This is a genomic window from Streptomyces sp. NPDC102259, assembly GCF_044766465.1.
GTDB lineage: Bacteria > Actinomycetota > Actinomycetes > Streptomycetales > Streptomycetaceae > Streptomyces.
The window spans coordinates 300,640-318,771 of record NZ_JBIWMA010000009.1 but is presented as its reverse complement, the minus strand read 5'-3'; the positions used below and the strand labels follow the sequence as shown (position 1 = coordinate 318,771).

The window sequence follows — 18,132 nt, the reverse complement described above, 5'->3', positions numbered from 1 at the left end:
GAACGCGCACCGCTCCGGCACCGTCAAGGCCCTGGCCGCGGAGGTCGGCGCGTCCATCACCTCCGGCGCCGCGATCTGCGAGATCAAGGACTGACCCCACCGGTCACCCGTGCCGAGGCGCCCGTCCAACGGGCGCCTCGCCGCGTTTCAGAGCGCCTCATTCCAGCCCGTCCGGGGGCCCCTCCGGGGGAGTTTGAGGACGAGGCCCGTTCAGGGCCGAACGGGGGTCTGGCGGCGGAGCCCCCAGGTCACCCGGCGCGGCGGCCCCGCGAGGTCAACGGCGACGCAGGTCCGCGACCCGAGCCCGCTCCCCGCCAGGGGGCTGCTCACCCATCATCGAAGCCGCCCGCAGCCCCGCGGCAGCCCCTGGCACCTGACCCCGCCGCGGAGCCGGCAGCGGCACGTCCCGACGCTGCTGCTGATGGCGCGCCGGGGCCGGGTCACCCCCCGGGCTCCCCGACGCCCCGGCCACGGCGATCTGCACCCCCTGGTCCGCCAGAGCCTGGAGCTCGGTGGCCGCACGGTCGTCGTGCGCGGGCGGCTCGTCGGTCACCAGCCGGGTGATGACGTCCGTCGGCACGGTCTGGAACATCGTGTCCGTGCCGAGCTTGGTGTGGTCGGCGAGGACGACGACCTCCGCGGCCGCCTGCACCAGCGCCCGGTCCACGGACGCCGACAGCATGTTGGACGTGGACAGCCCGCGCTCCGCGGTCAGTCCGCTCCCGGAGATGAAGGCCCGCGACACCCTGAGTCCCTGGAGGGACTGCTCGGCGCCGCTCCCCACGAGGGCGTAGTTGGAGCCGCGCAGGGTGCCGCCGGTCATCACGACCTCGACCCGGTTGGCATGGGCCAACGCCTGGGCGACCAGCAGCGAGTTGGTGACGACGGTCAGGCCGGGCACCCGGGCGAGCCGGCGGGCCAGCTCCTGTGTGGTGGTGCCCGCCCCGACCACGATGGCTTCGCCCTCTTCGACGAAGTTCGCGGCGAGATCCGCGATGGCGGTCTTTTCGGCGGTCGCGAGATGGGATTTCTGCGGAAAGCCGGATTCTCGCGTGAACCCGCCCGGCAATACCGCACCGCCGTGTCGGCGGTCGAGGAGTCCTTCTGCCTCCAGTGCGCGCACGTCCCGCCGTACGGTCACTTCGGAGGTCTGGACGACGCGGGCGAGTTCACGGAGCGACACGGCCCCGTTCGCTCGCACCATTTCGAGGATCAATTGACGACGTTCTGCAGCGAACACGAAACTGACAGTAACGCGGACGACCGTCTGCTTTCAGCTCTTTGCGCCGAATAGTAGAAGTTGTTCGCACAGGAGGACGGGGAGTGGTATAGGGCCTGGTTCAGGCGGCTATGCCTCCCGCATGCCCGGCAACCCGGCGACGACGCGCCGTCAACTCCCCGTGACCGGCGGGGAGTCGAAACCGGCCGTCAGGCTTCGCCCGATGTCTTCCGGGTGTGCAGCTGTCGCGCCACTTCGGCGATCGACCCGGAAAGGGACGGGTACACAGTGAACGCGTTCGCGATCTGTTCGACCGTCAGATTGTTGTCGACGGCGATCGAGATCGGGTGGATGAGTTCCGAGGCGCGCGGCGACACGACCACACCGCCGACGACGATCCCGGTGCCGGGCCGGCAGAAGATCTTGACGAAGCCGTCGCGGATGCCCTGCATCTTCGCGCGCGGGTTGCGCAGCAACGGCAGCTTGACGACCCGGGCGTCGATCTTGCCGCCGTCCACGTCGGCCTGGCTGTAGCCGACGGTGGCGATCTCGGGGTCGGTGAAGACGTTCGAGGAGACGGTCTTCAGGTTGAGCGGGGCCACCGCGTCGCCGAGGAAGTGGTACATGGCGATACGCCCCTGCATGGCGGCGACGGAGGCCAGCGCGAAGATCCCGGTCACGTCACCGGCCGCGTACACACCGGGGGCGGTGGTCCGGGAGACCTTGTCGGTCCAGATGTGACCGGACTCGCGGACCTTGACGCCCGCCTCCTCCAGCCCCATCCCCTCGCTGTTGGGAATGGCGCCGACCGCCATCAGGCAGTGCGAGCCGGTGATGACCCGGCCGTCGGACAGGGTGACCTCGACCCGGTCGCCGACCCGCTTGGCGGACTCGGCGCGCGAGCGGGCCATGACGTTCATGCCGCGGCGGCGGAAGACGTCCTCGAGGACGGCGGCGGCGTCCGGGTCCTCGCCGGGCAGCACGCGATCGCGCGAGGACACGAGGGTGACCTTGGAGCCGAGGGCCTGGTAGGCGCCGGCGAACTCCGCGCCGGTCACACCGGAGCCGACCACGATGAGCTCCTCGGGGAGCTCGCCGAGGTCGTAGACCTGGGTCCAGTTCAGGATGCGCTCGCCGTCGGGCTGGGCGTCCGGCAGCTCGCGCGGGTGGGCGCCGGTGGCCAGCAGCACGGCGTCGGCGGTGAGGGTCTCCTCGGTGCCGTCGGCGGCGCTGACCACGACCTTGCGCGAGCCGTCGAGGGCCTGCATGCCCGCCAGCCGGCCGCGTCCGCGCAGCACGCGCGCGCCGGCCCGGGTGACGGAGGCGGTGATGTCGTGCGACTGGGCGAGCGCGAGCCGCTTCACCCGCCGGTTGACCTTGCCGAGGTCCACCCCGACGACCCGGGCGGCCTGCTCCAGCGGCGGGGTGTCGTCGGCGACGATGATCCCCAGCTCTTCGTACGAGGAGTCGAAGGTGGTCATCACCTCGGCCGTGGCGATCAGGGTCTTCGACGGCACGCAGTCGGTCAGCACCGACGCTCCGCCCAGACCGTCGCAGTCGACGACGGTCACCTCCGCGCCGAGCTGCGCGGCCACCAGCGCTGCCTCATAGCCGCCGGGTCCGCCACCGATGATCACGATCCGAGTCACGTACTCCATTGTCCCGCACGGGGGCCGGTGGTACTGCCCCGGGGGGCCGCGAGGGCGCCACCGTTACGAGAGTGACGCGTGCGCGGGCTGCCGTACTCTCCTTGCATGTCGCTCTACGCCGCGTACGCCGGCAACCTCGACGCGCGGCTGATGACCCGCCGCGCTCCCCACTCGCCACTGCGCGCCACCGGCTGGCTGAACGGGTGGCGGCTGACGTTCGGCGGCGAGCAGCTGGGCTGGGAGGGCGCGCTGGCGACGGTCGCCGAGGACCCCGGCGCGCAGGTCTTCGTCGCGCTGTACGACGTCGCCCCCATGGACGAGGACTCCCTGGACCGCTGGGAGGGCGTGGGCCTGGGCATCTACCGGCGCGCCCGGGTGCGGGTGCAGACGCTGGAGGGGGAGGAGTCCGCCTGGATGTTCGTGCTGAACGGCTACGAGGGCGGGCTGCCCGCGGCCCGCTATCTCGGGGAGATCGCCGACGCCGCCGAATCCGCCGGAGCACCACACGATTACGTGATGGAGCTGCGCAAGAGGCCTTGCTGAGCGCGGCCGACTCTGGACTCGGTGGGCATCACAGCAGACGAACGGGAGAGCGCGATGACCGGCAGGACTGCGTACACCGTCTTCTACACGGAGCAGGCGGCAGCGGCGCGCGACCGGCTGGATGAACCCCAGCGGGCGGTGTTCGAGAAGGGCATCATGATGCTCGCCGCGGATCCGTTTCCCGACCTGTCCCGGCCCATAAGCTCCACCGGGGACGACCGGACGATCCGGCTGACCCAGAACATCCTCATCGAGTACACCGTCAGCGTCGGCAGGCTACTGATCTTCATCGTCGAAGTCTTCAACGACAAGGACATCTTCGTCACGGGCGAGTGATCGCTCCGCCCCTCTCGTTGGAAACGACAAGACAACGATCGTCGTCCCGTGGGCTCCGTCATCTACGCGCGTAGGCCTTAACCGGCTACCCTCATCGCGTGAACGCATCTCTTCTCCCGGACGACATCCAGGGCGACCCGCACGCCGCCGCCGACGCCGCCGCCGCGCGCCTGCGCGAACTGACCGGCGCCGAGACCCACGACGTCGCCCTCGTGATGGGCTCCGGCTGGGCACCGGCCGTGGACGCCCTGGGCGCTCCCGACGCCGAGTTCCAGGTCACCGAGCTGCCCGGTTTCCCGCCGCCCGCGGTCGAGGGCCACGGCGGCAAGATCCGCTCGTACCAGATCGGCGAGAAGCGGGCGCTGGTCTTCCTGGGCCGCACCCACTACTACGAGGGCCGCGGCGTCGCCGCCGTCGCCCACGGCGTCCGTACGGCGGTGGCGGCCGGCTGCAAGACGATCGTCCTGACGAACGGCTGCGGCGGCCTGCGCGAGGGCATGCGCCCCGGCCAGCCGGTGCTGATCAGCGACCACCTCAACCTCACGGCGACGTCCCCCATCGTCGGCGCGAACTTCGTGGACCTCACGGACCTGTACTCCCCGCGGCTGCGCACCCTGTGCAAGGAGATCGACGCGACGCTGGAGGAGGGCGTCTACGCCCAGTTCCCCGGCCCGCACTACGAGACCCCGGCCGAGATCCGGATGGCCCGGACCATCGGCGCGGACCTCGTGGGCATGTCGACCGTGCTGGAGGCCATCGCGGCGCGTGAGGCGGGGGCGGAGGTGCTGGGCATCTCCCTCGTGACCAACCTGGCCGCCGGCATGACCGGCGAGCCGCTGAACCACGAAGAGGTCCTCCAGGCGGGACGCGACTCGGCGACGCGCATGGGCTCGCTGCTGGCGCAGGTGCTGGACAGGCTGTAGAAGCGGTTCCGCAGGTGGCTGGGGGCCACCGCCCCCAGACCCCCGCTTCGGCCCTGAAGGGGCCTCGTCCTCGAACGCCGGACGGGCTGAGTGATACCGACCGGCGCTGACACGCAATCGGAGGCTGACCCACCGTGCACGACGATCTCCTCGCCCGCGCCCAGGCCTGGCTCGCGGAGGACCCCGACCCCGAGACCCGCGCGGAGCTGGGCAGGCTCATCGAGGCGGGGGACGTCACCGAGCTGGCCGCCCGTTTCGCCGGCACCCTCCAGTTCGGCACCGCCGGACTTCGCGGGGAGCTCGGCGCCGGACCCATGCGGATGAACCGCTCCGTCGTGATCCGGGCCGCGGCCGGCCTCGCCGCGTACCTCACGAAGAACGGCGGGACCGGCGGGGTCGTCGTCATCGGCTACGACGCCCGCCACAAGTCGGAGGACTTCGCCCGCGACACGGCGGCCGTGATGACGGGCGCCGGATTCCGGGCGGCCGTGCTCCCCCGCCCTCTGCCCACCCCCGTCCTCGCCTTCGCCATAAGGCACCTGGGCGCCGTCGCCGGCGTGGAGGTCACCGCCAGCCACAACCCGCCGCGCGACAACGGCTACAAGGTGTATCTGGGGGACGGCTCGCAGATCGTGCCGCCCGCCGACGTCGAGATCGCGGCCGAGATCGACGCCATCGACGCCCTGAAGGACGTTCCGCGTCCGGAGGCCGGCTGGCAGACCCTCGACGACGCCGTCCTCGACGCCTATCTGGCCCGCACGGACGCCGTCCTCGCCCCGGACTCCCCCCGCACGGCCCGCACGGTCTACACGGCGATGCACGGAGTGGGCAAGGAGGTCCTGCTGGCGGCCTTCGCCCGCGCGGGCTTCCCCGAGCCCGTCCTCGTCGCCGAGCAGGCCGAGCCCGACCCGGACTTCCCGACCGTCGCCTTCCCCAACCCGGAGGAGCCCGGCGCGATGGACCTCGCCTTCGCCAGGGCCCGCGAGACCGGGCCCGACCTGATCATCGCCAACGACCCGGACGCCGACCGCTGCGCCGTGGCCGTGCCCCACGAGGGCGACTGGCGCATGCTGCGGGGCGACGAGGTCGGTTCGCTCCTCGCCGCGCACCTCGTCCGCAGCGGCGCGCGCGGTGTCTTCGCCGAGTCGATCGTGTCCTCCTCCCTCCTCGGCCGTATCGCCGAGCAGGCGGGCCTGCCCTACGAGGAGACCCTCACCGGCTTCAAGTGGATCGCCCGCGTCGACGGCCTGCGCTACGGCTACGAGGAGGCCCTCGGCTACTGCGTGGACCCCGAGGGCGTACGCGACAAGGACGGCATCACCGCCGCCCTGCTCATCACGGAGCTCGCCTCCGCCCTCAAGTCCGAGGGCCGCACCCTCCTCGACCTGCTCGACGACCTCGCCGTGGAGCACGGTCTGCACGCCACCGACCAGCTCTCGGTCCGCGTACAGGACCTCACGGTCATCGCCCGCGCGATGGAGCGGCTCCGCGAGCGGCCCCCGACCTCGCTCGCGGGCCTGGCCATCACCAGGGCCGAGGACCTCACCCAGGGCACGGACAAGCTGCCCCCCACCGACGGCCTGCGCTACACGCTGGACGGCGCCCGGGTCATCGTCCGCCCCAGCGGCACCGAACCGAAGCTGAAGTGCTACCTGGAGGTCGTGGTCCCGGTCGCCGCCCACGCCGACCTCCCGGCGGCCCGCGGCACGGCGGACGACCTGCTCGCCGCGATCAAGCGGGACCTGTCGGCGGCGGCCGGCATCTGAGGGGCGCCGCACACTTCACTTCGCGTTGGCCCCTCGCACCGTCCGAAGGGCGCCGGCGCCTACCGCACCCTCAAGGCCGTCCGGAACCGTCAAGGCCGTCCGGACGGCCGCCGACGGCACCCTCTCCACCACCGTCCGCGGGTACGCCGACGGCTCCTACCTGTGGTCCTACGCCGGCACGGCGGGCACCGCGGCCGCGGTCTCCGCGGGCGCGGTCTCCGCGGGCGCCTTCGTCGACGTGGTGGGCTGAACCCACGCCACCCGTGCGCCGGGCACCCCTCGCGGGTGCCCCGCCGCCGCACACGGACCGCCGACGCCGGACGGGACCCACGGCGGGACCCGCCCGGCGGAGGCCGTCACGGCAGGAACAGCACCGCCGCCGCGCCCACGACCCCTAGAACGATCCCGAGCGGCCACAGCGCACGCCCTCGTTGGCGCTCGTCGGCCGGGGCGTCCGGGCGGGTCGCCGGGTCCCGCCACATCGCGGTGATCTCGGCGGCCGTCCGCTGGTACGGGTGAAGCACGCCGAGCCTGCTCTCCAGCCACGGCCAGCGCGGCGAGGCCACCCGCCACTCCTCGAACGAGGCCCGGGGGCCGAGGATCCGCAGCCGGGCCCCCTCGCACTCCGCGGCCCGGATGTGGTCCCAGGCGAGGTGCCGGGTGCCGCTCAGACCGTTGAACCACAGGCCCTCGTGGTCGGCGGTGATCCGCCACGCGATGCGGCGCGGCAGCAGCAGGGCGGCGAGCAGCGTGGCGACCAGGCCGTAGCCGTACCTCCACCACCCGGAGTCCTCCCAGGAGAGCGGGAGGAACAGCAGCACCAGTCCGACGGCGAACCAGTCGGCCCACCCGGCACGCCACTTCCGTACCCCCGCGGCGGCCTTCCGGCCGGTCCGCTCGGCGACGACGACCGCGGCGGCGGCCCCGCGCAGCTCCTCCAGCCGGGCCTCCCTATGGGCCTTCCCCCGCTCGGTCCTGGCCCGCCACCGGTACGCGAGGGCCGTCACCGGCCGCACGGGCCCCACGGACGCCTCCACCACGGGCGGCTCACCGGCCTTGTCGGCGGCGGCGAGGAACACGACCTCGGCGCCGTCGTAAGGGGTCCCGTACAGAACGGCCTCGCGCAGCGGCCCGGCGCGCTCGTCGTCGATCCGCGCGATCAGCTCCCGAAGACTCTCGTCGTCAGCGTCGTCCTCGGTCTCGTCCTCGTCCTCATCGTCCTCGTCGTCGTCCGCGCCCCCGTCGAGCTCCATGGTGAAGACCGTGAACAGGGGTCGCAGCGCGGCGAGGTCGTCGGCGGCGAAGACCTCGGTCTCGACGTCGCCGTTCTCCCGCACGAGCACGCGCAGCACCGGCGCGGGCGCCCGGCGCAGGCCGACGGCCCGACGGCGGGCCAGCGCCGCCGAGAGCAGCATGGTGAGGCCGAGCCCGGCGAGGCACCAGCCGGCCGCCGGGACCACCTGCCGGTCCTCGGCCAGGTCCCAGAGGCCCGCGGTGGCGTACAGGGCGCCTCCGGCGACGACCGTGACGAGCCCGGACCACAGCAGGAACGTGCCCCGCTCCGACCGCCCGCCCAGGACCCAGGGGGCCCAGGGCGCCTCGGCGGTCACTCCACCGGCGGCCTCCAGCCCCGCCGCCCGTTGCCGCTTCAGCGCGGCCAGCCGCAGGCCCACGGCCACCCAGACGCCCACGAGCGCGGCCGTCAGCCCCAGCCGGACGGGCGAGGCGAAGTCCCCGAGCGTCGATACGGCGGCAACGGCGAACGGCACGAGGACCAGGGCCGCCTCGGGCCGCAGCACCAGCCACACGACGTGCAGGGCGACCAGCGCGGCAGCCCAGGCGGGCAGTCCGCCCGCCCGGTGCAGCAGCCCCGCACCGGCCACGGCCGCCAGCGGCAGCGCCACGAACGCGGACGTCCGCGCCCGCACGGGCACCCAGCGGGGCGGCAGCCCACGCGTCCAGCGCCCCGCCTGCTCGCCCTCCCAGGACCGGCACCCCTCGGGTATCGCCTCCCCGGGCAGCCGCAGAACCTCGACAGAATCCGTACTCATCGCTCCCCGACCTACCGGCCACCAGATCTCCCGCCCCGCACAGCGGCCGTCACGACCGGGGCATATGCCGATGATGACGAAGGACGCTGTGATCCACGGCAACGCGCGGATCACGATCCGCCCCGCCCCGCCCCGCTACCGCGCCCGCCCCGCCCCGCGACTGCGCCCGCCCCGCCTCGCTACCGCGCCCGCCCCGGCCCCCCGAACCGACGCCCCGCCGGCTCACATCCCGCCGCGTCACGCACCGCCGACCTCACCCCACGGCCAGCAGAATCCCCAGCACCACGGCCCCCGCCACCGCCGGGCCCAGGATCTCCCAGGCCCAGCGCTCGGTCACCTCGCCCTGCGCGGTCTCCGCCTTCTCGCGCGCCCCCCACAGCTCCCGCAGCTCGTCCATGACCCGGTCGGTCTCGGCGCGCACGGGCCCGTCCAGTGCCGGGCCGACGTTGCGCGGCACCCCGCCGCGCAGGCCGGTGAGCCCGCCGAGCCCGCCGAGGCCCGCGTCCTGACCGCCGGTCCGGCCGCCCCGGCCGCCCCCGGCCCGCTCCGCCGCCGCCTTGGACTCCCGCCGGGTCGCCTTTTTCCGCGCCCGCAACGAGACCGGGATGGACCACAGCTGGTACTTCTTCCCCGACGCGGTGACGATCTCGTTGGAGTAGCCGGACCGCAGGGCGGCCACCTGCCCCCACGGCAGCACGATCACCCGGAACGGATTGCGGACCCGGAGCCGGTCCTGGCCCGCGAACACGGCGGGCCGCAGGGTGAAGGCGACGATCAACGGCACCATCAGGATCAGCGCCGCGAGCGCCAGCCACGGCGTGCGTCCCTCGCCCACGAAGATCGCGTCGAGGCCGAGCCAGCCCACCAGGCCCAGCAGCAGCACGCCACCGGCCATGCCCGCGGGTGACCGGTAGACGCGGTCCTTGGTCTCGGGTGCCGAAGGCTGCGGCGCGGGTGGCTGGTCTTCCGGGGTCGTCATGGCCCCGATTCTGCCCGACGCCCACCGGCCCGCTCATCCGCAGCCCCGCCGTTCTCGACGAGCATGGATGCGACCGCCGGGGTGTACAGCCGCTACGCGCGTAGATATGCTCGTCTGGTGACCATGCCCACCAATACACCTACCGCAGCCGACGCACTCACGGACGTCACGGCGTCCGACGGCTCGCTGCGCCGCTTCCTCCACGGGCTGCCCGGCGTCGACACGGTCGGCCTGGAGGCGCGCGCCGCCGCGCTCGGCACCCGTTCCATCAAGACGACCGCGAAGGCGTACGCCATCGACCTCGCCATCTCGATGGTCGACCTGACGACGCTGGAAGGCGCGGACACCCCGGGCAAGGTCCGGGCGCTCGGCGCGAAGGCGGTCCGCCCCGACCCGACCGACCGTACGACCCCGGCCGCGGCCGCGGTCTGCGTGTATCCGGACATGGTCGCCACCGCCAAGGAGGCCGTCGCCGGCTCCGGCGTGAAGGTCGCCTCGGTCGCCACCGCCTTCCCGGCCGGTCGCGCCGCCCTCGAGGTGAAGCTCGCGGACGTCCGCGACGCCGTCGCCGCGGGCGCCGACGAGATCGACATGGTCATCGACCGCGGAGCGTTCCTCGCGGGCAAGTACCTGAAGGTGTACGACGAGATCACCGCCGTGCGCGAGGTGTGCGGGACGTCCGCCCGGCTGAAGGTCATCTTCGAGACGGGCGAGCTGTCGACGTACGACAACATCCGCCGGGCGAGCTGGCTCGGCATGCTCGCGGGCGCCGACTTCATCAAGACCTCGACCGGCAAGGTCGCCGTGAACGCCACCCCCGCGAACACCCTCCTGATGCTGGAGGCCGTGCGTGACTTCCGCGCCCAGACCGGCGTCCAGGTCGGCGTGAAGCCCGCCGGCGGCATCCGCACCACCAAGGACGCGATCAAGTTCCTCGTCCTGGTCAACGAGACCGCGGGCGAGGACTGGCTGGACAACCACTGGTTCCGCTTCGGCGCCTCCTCGCTACTGAACGACCTGCTGATGCAGCGTCAGAAGCTGGCCACCGGCCGCTACTCCGGCCCCGACTACGTGACGGTGGACTGATCACCATGGCATCCACGACTGCATCCGCATTCGAGTACGCTCCGGCCCCCGAGTCCCGCTCGGTCGTCGACATCGCCCCCTCCTACGGCCTGTTCATCGACGGTGAGTTCACCGAGGCGGCCGAGGGCAAGGTCTTCAAGACCGTCTCGCCGTCCACCGAGGAGGTCCTCTCCGAGATCGCCCAGGCGGGCGAGGCGGACGTCGACCGTGCCGTGCGGGCCGCCCGCAAGGCCTTCGGGAAGTGGTCCGCGCTGCCGGGCTCCGAGCGCGCCAAGTACCTGTTCCGCATCGCCCGGATCATCCAGGAGCGCAGCCGCGAACTGGCCGTCCTGGAGACGCTGGACAACGGCAAGCCGATCAGGGAGACGCGCGACGCCGACCTGCCCCTGGTCGCCGCGCACTTCTTCTACTACGCGGGCTGGGCGGACAAGCTCGACCACGCCGGCTTCGGCGCCTCGCCGCGGCCCCTCGGCGTGGCCGGCCAGGTCATCCCCTGGAACTTCCCCCTCCTGATGCTGGCGTGGAAGATCGCCCCGGCGCTCGCGACCGGCAACACGGTCGTCCTGAAGCCCGCCGAGACGACCCCCCTCTCCGCCCTGTTCTTCGCGGACGTCTGCCGCCAGGCGGGCCTGCCCAGGGGCGTCGTCAACATCCTCCCCGGCTACGGCGACGCGGGCGCCGCGCTGGTCGCGCACCCGGACGTGAACAAGGTCGCCTTCACCGGCTCCACCGCCGTCGGCAAGGCCATCGCCCGGCAGGTCGCTGGCTCGCACAAGAAGGTCACGCTCGAACTGGGCGGCAAGGGCGCCAACATCGTCTTCGACGACGCGCCGATCGACCAGGCCGTCGAGGGCATCGTCAGCGGCATCTTCTTCAACCAGGGCCAGGTCTGCTGCGCGGGCAGCCGGCTCCTCGTCCAGGAGTCGATCCAGGACGAGCTGCTGGATTCGCTGAAGCGCCGCCTCGCCACCCTCCGGCTCGGCGACCCGCTCGACAAGAACACCGACATCGGCGCGATCAACTCCGCCGAGCAGCTCTCGCGCATCACCTCGCTCGTCGAGCAGGGTGAGGCGGAGGGCGCCGAACGCTGGTCCCCGGCCTGTGAACTGCCCACGTCCGGCTACTGGTTCGCCCCCACGCTCTTCACGAACGTCACCCAGGCGCACACCGTCGCCCGCGACGAGATCTTCGGCCCGGTCCTGTCGGTCCTCAGCTTCCGCACGCCGGAGGAGGCCGTCGCCAAGGCCAACAACACGCCGTACGGCCTGTCGGCCGGCATCTGGACGGAGAAGGGCTCCCGCATCCTCGCGGTCGCGAGCAAGCTCCGCGCGGGCGTGATCTGGTCCAACACGTTCAACAAGTTCGACCCGACGTCGCCGTTCGGCGGCTACAAGGAGTCGGGCTTCGGCCGCGAGGGCGGCCGCCACGGCCTGGAGGCGTACCTCGATGTCCGATAAGACCGACAAGACCGAGCAGCAGCAGCGACTCGGCGTCTTCAAGACCTACAAGCTGTACGTCGGCGGGAAGTTCCCGCGTTCCGAGAGCGGCCGGGTGTACGAGGTGACCGACGCAAAGGGCAAGTGGCTGGCCAACGCACCGCAGTCCTCCCGCAAGGACGCCCGGGACGCGGTCGTCGCCGCCCGCAAGGCGTTCGGCGGCTGGTCCGGGGCGACGGCGTACAACCGGGGCCAGATCCTCTACCGCGTCGCGGAGATGCTGGAGGGCCGCAAGAGCCAGTTCGTCCACGAGGTCGCCGACGCCGAGGGCCTGTCGAAGTCCAGGGCCGCCGACCAGGTCGAGGCGACGATCGACCGCTGGGTCTGGTACGCGGGCTGGACGGACAAGATCGCCCAGGTCGTGGGCGGCGGAAACCCGGTCGCGGGCCCGTACTTCAACCTCTCCTCGCCCGAACCGACGGGTGTGGTCGCGGTCCTGGCCCCGCAGGAGTCGTCCTTCCTGGGCCTGGTCTCGGTCCTCGCCCCGGTGATCGCCACCGGCAACACGGCGATCGTGATCGCGAGCGAGCGCTCCCCGCTGCCGGCGCTGTCGCTCGGCGAGGTGCTGGCCACCTCCGACCTGCCCGGCGGGGTCGTCAACGTCCTCTCCGGCCGTACGGCGGAGATCGCGGCGCCCCTCGCCGCCCACCAGGACGTCAACGCGATCGACCTCGCGGGCGCCGACGACGTGCTGGCGAAGGAGCTGGAGATCGCGGCGGCCGACAACCTGAAGCGCGTTCTTCGTCCACAGCCTGTGGACGACTGGTCGGCGACGCCGGGCATCGACCGCATGACGGCCTTCCTGGAGACGAAGACGGTCTGGCACCCCACGGGTTCACTGGGCGCCTCGGGCTCGTCGTACTGAGGGCAGTTCACCGGTCCCACAAGACGCGGAAGCCGCGCCACCCCTCCGTCCGGGGGCGGCGCGGCTTCCGTCCTTGTGCCGTGTGCCGTGTCGTGTGCCGTGTGCCGTGCGGGGCGCGTTCAGCCGCCCAGCACCTTCGTCACCTCGCCCAGCACCGGGATCGAGCCGATGGACTGCGCCTGCGCCACCGGCCCGGTGAGCATCTGGGAGGTCAGCGGCTTGAAGTCGGCGAGCTGGGTGCCGACGCCGTTGTCGAGGGGGTCGACGCCGGTGCCCGCGAGCGGGTTGGGCTTGAGGCCGGAGACGGCGCCGGTGACGTACGTCAGGGAGCCGAGCGCCCCCTGCACGCCCGCCTGGGGGTCGAGGTGACCGACCGAGGTGGGCCTCGTCCGCACCACGTCGGCGACCGGCTCGCCGGTGGCCGCGGCGGCGGTCCCGGCGCCGGCGCCCAGCGCCACCCCGGCGGTCGCGAGGGCGGCGAGGGCGCGCCGGCCGGTGGAGGTCTGGGGAGAAGCGTGTCGGGCCATCGCGATGCCGCCTTCTGATGCGCAAGGTGATCGGGTCGACACGAAGGGTAGTTGAGGTGTGACGCGCGCATCAAAGCCGACCCGCGGGGTCGTTGACGGCCGGGGGGATGCCGCACACTGGTGTCCCGTGACCTCCCCTCCGCCCATACCGACGCGAGTCGTGCTGCTCTGCGGCCCTTCCGGCTCCGGCAAGTCCCTGCTCGCCGCCCGCTCCGGCCTTCCGGTGCTGCGGCTCGACGACTTCTACAAAGAGGGCGACGACCCGACGCTGCCGCTGGTCGCCGGGAGCGCCGACATCGACTGGGACCACCCCGGATCGTGGGACGCGGACACGGCCGTCGCCTCGATCGTGGAACTGTGCGCCACGAGCCGTACGAACGTTCCCGTCTACGACCTCTCGCTCAGCGCGCGCACCGGCGCGGAAGCGATCGAGATCGGACGAACCCCGCTGTTCATCGCGGAGGGCATCTTCGCCGCCGAGATCGTGAACCGGTGCCGCGAACTGGGCGTCCTGGCCGACGCGCTGTGCCTGAGCCGCGGCCCGGTGAAGACGTTCCGCCGGCGTTTCCTGCGCGATCTGAAGGAGGGCCGCAAGTCGGTGCCCTTCCTGCTGCGCCGCGGCTGGCGCCTGATGCGCGCCGAACGCTCCATCGTCGCCCGCCAGACCGCGCTCGGGGCGCACGCCTGCGACCGCGACGAGGCGCTGGGCCGCCTGGCGGCAGCGGCGGCGGGCCGCCGCGCCCCGACGGCGCGTACGGCCGCCTAGGCCGCTCACAGCGCCGCCGGCGGCAGCGGCACGCAGAAGCGGGACTGGATGGACCCCCCGGCCCTCCAGCCCCGCTTCCTCGGTGCTCCCCCGTGTCCCCCCGGGGTGGTGCTTCCCCCGTACTTGCGCGGTACCGCTCCCCACGTCCCCCGTCGGGCCCCCCGGGTACCGCTTCCCCCGTGTTTCCCCCGTTCACCGGCTCCCCTGAGCGGAGCCGGGCCCTTCCCCCGTTCACCCTCAGGCGACAAGCTCCCCGAAGGCGCTCTCCTCGTCACGGCCGAAGCTGAGGACCTCGTCCTCGCGCAGCCGGCGGAGCGACCGCCAGATGCTGGACTTCACCGTGCCGACACTGATGTCGAGGATCTCCGCGATCTCCGGGTCGGTGCGGCCCTCGTAGTAGCGCAGGACCAGCATCGTCCGCTGGAGTTCGGGCAGCCGCGCCAGCGCCTGCCACAGGACGGCGCGCAGTTCGGTGCCGCGCATCGCGTCCGTGTCGCCGGCCGTCTCCGGCAGCTCCTCGGTCGGGTACTCGTTCAGCTTGCGGCGGCGCCACGCGCTGATGTGCAGGTTGGTCATCGTCCGGCGGAGGTATCCGCCGACCGCGGCCTTGTCACTGATCCGGTCCCACGCCCGGTACGTCGAGAACAGCGCGCTCTGCAGCAGGTCCTCGGCCTCGAAGCGGTCGCCGGTGAGGTGGTAGGCGGTTGCGTACAGGGAGGCGCGGCGCTCCTGGACGTAGGCGGTGAACTCCGCCTCGGTCAGCGAACGACGCTCCCCCGTGTCCTCCCTGTACGCGGCTCCCCCGTGAGCCGCCTGTTCCCCCGTGTCGACCACCGTCATGAAGGTGGTGTGACGCCCGGCGCCGCGAGCGCACCCCCGCCCGCTCACGGCACCGGACTTCTCGGAACCCCGGTGCACGTCGTGCAGACGCGTGACGACTGCGACTGCGTTGGTGCTCATACCGTGCAGCGTGTTCATCTCGCGCCCCCCGTCGTGGACTTACCGGTGTTCGGTCTCTCGCTCCGGTCCGGCTCCGCCGTCGTTCCGCGTCGCCTTGCCCGTGACCAAAAGATTGCCGCCGCCACTTCATCGCCGTGTCCGCCGACTGTCACAGACCTGTCACAGGGGCCTGTCACGCCAACACCACAGGCCGTGCACAGTCGTCCGCAGTACGGCAGTTGGCCCGGTCGGCGCAGGTCACCGCGGGACGCTGCCGGGGGGATTTCCCGGCATGGCGCCGGGCGTGATCGGCGCCCACCGGTGGCCCGGGACGACGCCCGGAGGCTCGGACCGGGGGGCCACGACGAGGACGGCAGGCCACTGTGCGGGTTCGTGGCGGGTCTCGGGGAGCACCTGAGGCCCGGCGGGGAGGCCGGCCGATCCTGTCCGATCCGGCCACGCACCTCGGTCCGCGCACCCGCGAGGAGCTGCTCCGGCCCGTCGAAACCGCAGGTCTGCGGGTTGCGGACCGCACCGGCGTACGGTCTGGGCACAGGCGTTCGCAGGACGTGCCCGACCCCCTGCACGCGGCCCGCGCCGCCGGAACCACCTCCCTCTGGCGTCTCACCACCGACCCACAGGTCGAACGACAGCCCCCTCATGGGCCAGAATGAGCCCGTGCCTTCCCTGTTGCTGATCGAGGACGACGACGCCATCCGTACGGCCCTGGAGCTCTCACTGACGCGCCAGGGACACCGGGTGGCCACCGCTGCCAGCGGTGAGGACGGTCTGAAGCTGCTGCGCGAGCAGCGGCCGGATCTCATCGTGCTGGACGTGATGCTGCCCGGCATCGACGGTTTCGAGGTGTGCCGGCGCATCCGGCGCACCGACCAACTGCCGATCATCTTGCTGACCGCGCGCAGCGACGACATCGACGTGGTCGTCGGGCTGGAGTCCGGCGCCGACGACTACGTCGTCAAACCCGTGCAGGGCCGGGTGCTGGACGCCCGGATCCGGGCCGTGCTGCGCCGCGGAGAGCGTGAGTCGAGCGACTCGGCGACGTTCGGCAGTCTCGTCATCGACCGCGCGGCGATGACGGTGACGAAGAACGGCGAGGACCTCCAGCTCACGCCGACCGAACTGCGGCTGCTGCTCGAACTGAGCCGGCGGCCGGGGCAGGCGCTGTCCCGGCAGCAGCTGCTGCGGCTGGTGTGGGAGCACGACTACCTGGGCGACTCGCGGCTGGTGGACGCCTGTGTCCAGCGGCTGCGGGCCAAGGTGGAGGACGTGCCGTCGTCCCCGGTCCTGATCCGTACCGTGCGCGGCGTCGGCTATCGCCTGGACGCCCCTCAGTGACACAGCCGGCAGGGGGGCTCCGCGGCTGGTCCGCGGCGCGTAAGGGAAGACTTTCGCGGCTGCGTTTCACCAGCCTGCGGCTGCGGCTCGTCGTCGTCTTCGGGGCGGTGGCGCTGACCGCGGCCGTGTCCGCGTCCGGCATCGCGTACTGGCTGAACCGTGAAGCCGTGCTGACCCGCACCCAGGGTGCGGTGCTGCGGGACTTCGAGCAGGAGATGCAGAACCGGGCGGGTTCGCTGCCCGAGAATCCCTCGCAGGACGAGCTCCAGCACACCGCCGGGCAGATGGCCAACAGCAGCCAGCGCTTCAGCGTGCTGCTGGTGGGCGAGGACTCGAGCGGCATGACCGTCTACGGCAACTCGGGCGGGCTGAACGGGTTCTCGCTGGAGGACGTGCCCGGGTCGCTGCGTACGGCGGTGAACAAGCGGCAGGACGTCACGGGCGGCAACAAGGTGCCGTTCCATCTGTACTGGCAGCGGGTCGTCGACCACGGCACGCCCTATCTGGTGGCCGGGACGAAGGTGATCGGGGGCGGGCCGACCGGGTACATGCGCAAGTCGCTGGAGCCGGAGGCCAAGGACCTCAACTCGCTGGCCTGGTCGCTGGGGATCGCCACCGGCCTCGCGCTGATCGGGGCCGCGCTGCTCGCGCAGGCCGCCGGGACGACCGTGCTGAAGCCGGTGCACCGGCTGGGCGTCGCGGCGCGGCGGCTCGGCGAGGGCCGGTTCGACACCCGGCTGCGGGTGTCCGGGACGGACGAACTCGCCGATCTGTCACGGACGTTCAACCGGGCGGCCGAGTCCCTGGAGAAGCGGGTCGCCGACATGGCCGCGCGGGACGACGCCTCGCGGCGGTTCGTCGCCGACATGTCGCACGAGCTGCGGACGCCGCTGACCGCCATCACCACCGTCGCGGAGGTGCTGGAGGAGGAGCTGGACGCCGAGTCGGGCAGCATCGACCCGATGATCGAGCCCGCGGTGCGGCTGGTGGTCAGCGAGACGCGGCGGCTGAACAACCTCGTCGAGAACCTGATGGAGGTCACCCGCTTCGACGCGGGTACGGCGCGGCTGGTGCTGGACGACGTCGACGTGGCCGACCAGATCACCCACTGCATCGACGCGCGGGCCTGGCTGGACGCGGTCGACCTGGACGCCGAGCGCGGCATCCACGCCCTGCTCGACCCGCGCCGTCTGGACGTGATCCTCGCCAACCTGATCGGCAACGCGCTCAAGCACGGCGGTTCGCCGGTGCGGGTGTCGGTGTCGGCGGCGGACGACGCGGTCGTCATCTCCGTGCGCGACCACGGGCCCGGCATCCCCGAGGACGTGCTGCCGCACGTCTTCGACCGGTTCTACAAGGCGAGCGCCTCCCGGCCGCGCTCCGAGGGCAGCGGGCTCGGCCTGTCCATCGCCCTGGAGAACGCCCACATCCACGGTGGCGAGATCACCGCCGCCAACTCCCCGGAGGGCGGCGCGGTGTTCACGCTGCGGCTGCCCCGGGGCGTCCTGGAGGCGGCGGACCAGGTCGGCGAGGAGGACGAGCAGGCCGGGCGGTCGGCACGGTCCGTCCCGTCCATGCCCGTGCAGTCCGGGAAGTCCGGGAAGTCCGTGCAGGACAAGGGGGACGCGTAG

At 72.4% G+C, this 18,132-nt stretch carries 17 protein-coding genes; 11 read left to right on the top strand and 6 right to left on the bottom strand.

Annotated features, from left to right (window positions below; translation table 11 throughout):
- Nucleotides 1–274 precede the first annotated feature (274 nt).
- Both ACIRPU_RS22950 and ACIRPU_RS22945 read right to left on the bottom strand, forming a co-directional pair.
- A complete protein-coding gene (locus ACIRPU_RS22950) occupies nt 275–1,240 on the bottom strand; it encodes a DeoR/GlpR family DNA-binding transcription regulator (protein ID WP_403870110.1) in 966 nt (321 codons plus the stop codon).
- A 188-nt stretch (nt 1,241–1,428) separates the two neighbouring features.
- Nucleotides 1,429–2,877 (bottom strand): NAD(P)H-quinone dehydrogenase, encoded by a 1,449-nt coding sequence (locus ACIRPU_RS22945; protein ID WP_385559613.1) that lies wholly within the window; start codon nt 2,875–2,877, stop codon nt 1,429–1,431.
- A 96-nt stretch (nt 2,878–2,973) separates the two neighbouring features.
- On the opposite strand from ACIRPU_RS22945, the gene ACIRPU_RS22940 reads away from it, so the two are divergent.
- The 5 genes from ACIRPU_RS22940 (at nt 2,974) to ACIRPU_RS22920 (ending at nt 6,686) form a co-directional block, all read left to right on the top strand.
- Nucleotides 2,974–3,411: a gamma-glutamylcyclotransferase gene (locus ACIRPU_RS22940; RefSeq protein ID WP_355708192.1), complete on the top strand. Its 438-nt coding sequence runs from the start codon at nt 2,974–2,976 to the stop codon at nt 3,409–3,411.
- Nucleotides 3,412–3,465: 54 nt separating this feature from the next.
- Nucleotides 3,466–3,747 carry a type II toxin-antitoxin system RelE/ParE family toxin gene (locus tag ACIRPU_RS22935; protein WP_403870106.1) on the top strand — a complete coding sequence of 94 codons (282 nt, stop codon included), beginning with the start codon at nt 3,466–3,468 and terminating at the stop codon, nt 3,745–3,747.
- Nucleotides 3,748–3,845: 98 nt separating this feature from the next.
- Nucleotides 3,846–4,670: a purine-nucleoside phosphorylase gene (locus ACIRPU_RS22930; protein WP_355708188.1), complete on the top strand. Its 825-nt coding sequence runs from the start codon at nt 3,846–3,848 to the stop codon at nt 4,668–4,670.
- Between the two features lie 134 nt (nt 4,671–4,804).
- Nucleotides 4,805–6,436 carry a phospho-sugar mutase gene (locus ACIRPU_RS22925; protein WP_403870103.1) on the top strand — a complete coding sequence of 544 codons (1,632 nt, stop codon included), beginning with the start codon at nt 4,805–4,807 and terminating at the stop codon, nt 6,434–6,436.
- A gap of 25 nt (nt 6,437–6,461) precedes the next feature.
- A complete protein-coding gene (locus ACIRPU_RS22920) occupies nt 6,462–6,686 on the top strand; it encodes a hypothetical protein (RefSeq protein ID WP_403870100.1) in 225 nt (74 codons plus the stop codon).
- Between the two features lie 106 nt (nt 6,687–6,792).
- Here the strand turns inward: ACIRPU_RS22920 and ACIRPU_RS22915 are convergent, their stop codons facing one another.
- Together ACIRPU_RS22915 and ACIRPU_RS22910 are read right to left on the bottom strand one after the other, a co-directional pair.
- Nucleotides 6,793–8,487 carry a hypothetical protein gene (locus ACIRPU_RS22915; protein ID WP_403870097.1) on the bottom strand — a complete coding sequence of 565 codons (1,695 nt, stop codon included), beginning with the start codon at nt 8,485–8,487 and terminating at the stop codon, nt 6,793–6,795.
- 253 nt (nt 8,488–8,740) lie between these two features.
- Nucleotides 8,741–9,466 (bottom strand): PH domain-containing protein, encoded by a 726-nt coding sequence (locus ACIRPU_RS22910; protein WP_403870094.1) that lies wholly within the window; start codon nt 9,464–9,466, stop codon nt 8,741–8,743.
- Nucleotides 9,467–9,589: 123 nt separating this feature from the next.
- Here ACIRPU_RS22910 and deoC point away from each other — a divergent pair, with 123 nt between their 5' ends.
- Genes deoC through ACIRPU_RS22895 form a run of 3 tightly spaced genes read left to right on the top strand, consistent with a single transcriptional unit; the run spans nt 9,590 to nt 12,913 of the window.
- On the top strand, nt 9,590–10,552 hold the full coding sequence (gene deoC / locus ACIRPU_RS22905; protein ID WP_403870143.1) for a deoxyribose-phosphate aldolase: 963 nt from the start codon (nt 9,590–9,592) through the stop codon (nt 10,550–10,552).
- Nucleotides 10,553–10,557: 5 nt separating this feature from the next.
- Nucleotides 10,558–12,009 carry an aldehyde dehydrogenase family protein gene (locus ACIRPU_RS22900; protein WP_384123745.1) on the top strand — a complete coding sequence of 484 codons (1,452 nt, stop codon included), beginning with the start codon at nt 10,558–10,560 and terminating at the stop codon, nt 12,007–12,009.
- Nucleotides 11,999–12,913, top strand: coding sequence for an aldehyde dehydrogenase family protein (locus ACIRPU_RS22895; protein WP_403870092.1), 915 nt, complete (start codon nt 11,999–12,001; stop codon nt 12,911–12,913). The genes ACIRPU_RS22900 and ACIRPU_RS22895 overlap by 11 nt, the downstream gene beginning before the upstream one ends.
- Nucleotides 12,914–13,032: 119 nt before the next feature.
- Here ACIRPU_RS22895 and ACIRPU_RS22890 read toward each other — a convergent pair whose 3' ends face one another.
- Nucleotides 13,033–13,440 carry a hypothetical protein gene (locus ACIRPU_RS22890; RefSeq protein ID WP_403870089.1) on the bottom strand — a complete coding sequence of 136 codons (408 nt, stop codon included), beginning with the start codon at nt 13,438–13,440 and terminating at the stop codon, nt 13,033–13,035.
- Between the two features lie 58 nt (nt 13,441–13,498).
- Here ACIRPU_RS22890 and ACIRPU_RS22885 point away from each other — a divergent pair, with 58 nt between their 5' ends.
- Nucleotides 13,499–14,206, top strand: coding sequence for a uridine kinase (locus ACIRPU_RS22885; protein ID WP_384123740.1), 708 nt, complete (start codon nt 13,499–13,501; stop codon nt 14,204–14,206).
- A 237-nt stretch (nt 14,207–14,443) separates the two neighbouring features.
- Here ACIRPU_RS22885 and ACIRPU_RS22880 read toward each other — a convergent pair whose 3' ends face one another.
- Entirely contained in the window at nt 14,444–15,184 is a 741-nt protein-coding gene (locus ACIRPU_RS22880; protein ID WP_384123738.1) for a SigE family RNA polymerase sigma factor, read from the bottom strand.
- Nucleotides 15,185–15,823: 639 nt separating this feature from the next.
- Between ACIRPU_RS22880 and afsQ1 the strand changes: the two genes are divergently transcribed.
- Both afsQ1 and ACIRPU_RS22870 read left to right on the top strand, forming a co-directional pair.
- Nucleotides 15,824–16,501, top strand: a complete 678-nt coding sequence (afsQ1, locus tag ACIRPU_RS22875) for a two-component system response regulator AfsQ1 (protein WP_028807033.1) — start codon at nt 15,824–15,826, stop codon at nt 16,499–16,501.
- The gene (locus ACIRPU_RS22870) at nt 16,498–18,132 is read left to right on the top strand and encodes an ATP-binding protein (RefSeq protein ID WP_403870085.1); all 1,635 of its coding nucleotides are present in this window, start codon (nt 16,498–16,500) and stop codon (nt 18,130–18,132) included. Before afsQ1 ends, ACIRPU_RS22870 begins: the two co-directional genes overlap by 4 nt.

What these genes read in the sequence shown, in the direction of transcription:
- ACIRPU_RS22945 (WP_385559613.1), bottom strand. Translation starts at nt 2,877, where the DNA reads ATGGAGTACGTGACTCGGATCGTGATCATCGGTGGCGGACCCGGCGGC.
- ACIRPU_RS22940 (WP_355708192.1), top strand. Translation starts at nt 2,974, where the DNA reads ATGTCGCTCTACGCCGCGTACGCCGGCAACCTCGACGCGCGGCTGATG.
- ACIRPU_RS22935 (WP_403870106.1), top strand. Translation starts at nt 3,466, where the DNA reads ATGACCGGCAGGACTGCGTACACCGTCTTCTACACGGAGCAGGCGGCA.
- ACIRPU_RS22915 (WP_403870097.1), bottom strand. Translation starts at nt 8,487, where the DNA reads ATGAGTACGGATTCTGTCGAGGTTCTGCGGCTGCCCGGGGAGGCGATA.
- ACIRPU_RS22910 (WP_403870094.1), bottom strand. Translation starts at nt 9,466, where the DNA reads ATGACGACCCCGGAAGACCAGCCACCCGCGCCGCAGCCTTCGGCACCC.
- deoC (WP_403870143.1), top strand. Translation starts at nt 9,590, where the DNA reads ATGCCCACCAATACACCTACCGCAGCCGACGCACTCACGGACGTCACG.
- ACIRPU_RS22900 (WP_384123745.1), top strand. Translation starts at nt 10,558, where the DNA reads ATGGCATCCACGACTGCATCCGCATTCGAGTACGCTCCGGCCCCCGAG.
- ACIRPU_RS22895 (WP_403870092.1), top strand. Translation starts at nt 11,999, where the DNA reads ATGTCCGATAAGACCGACAAGACCGAGCAGCAGCAGCGACTCGGCGTC.
- ACIRPU_RS22890 (WP_403870089.1), bottom strand. Translation starts at nt 13,440, where the DNA reads ATGGCCCGACACGCTTCTCCCCAGACCTCCACCGGCCGGCGCGCCCTC.
- ACIRPU_RS22880 (WP_384123738.1), bottom strand. Translation starts at nt 15,184, where the DNA reads ATGAACACGCTGCACGGTATGAGCACCAACGCAGTCGCAGTCGTCACG.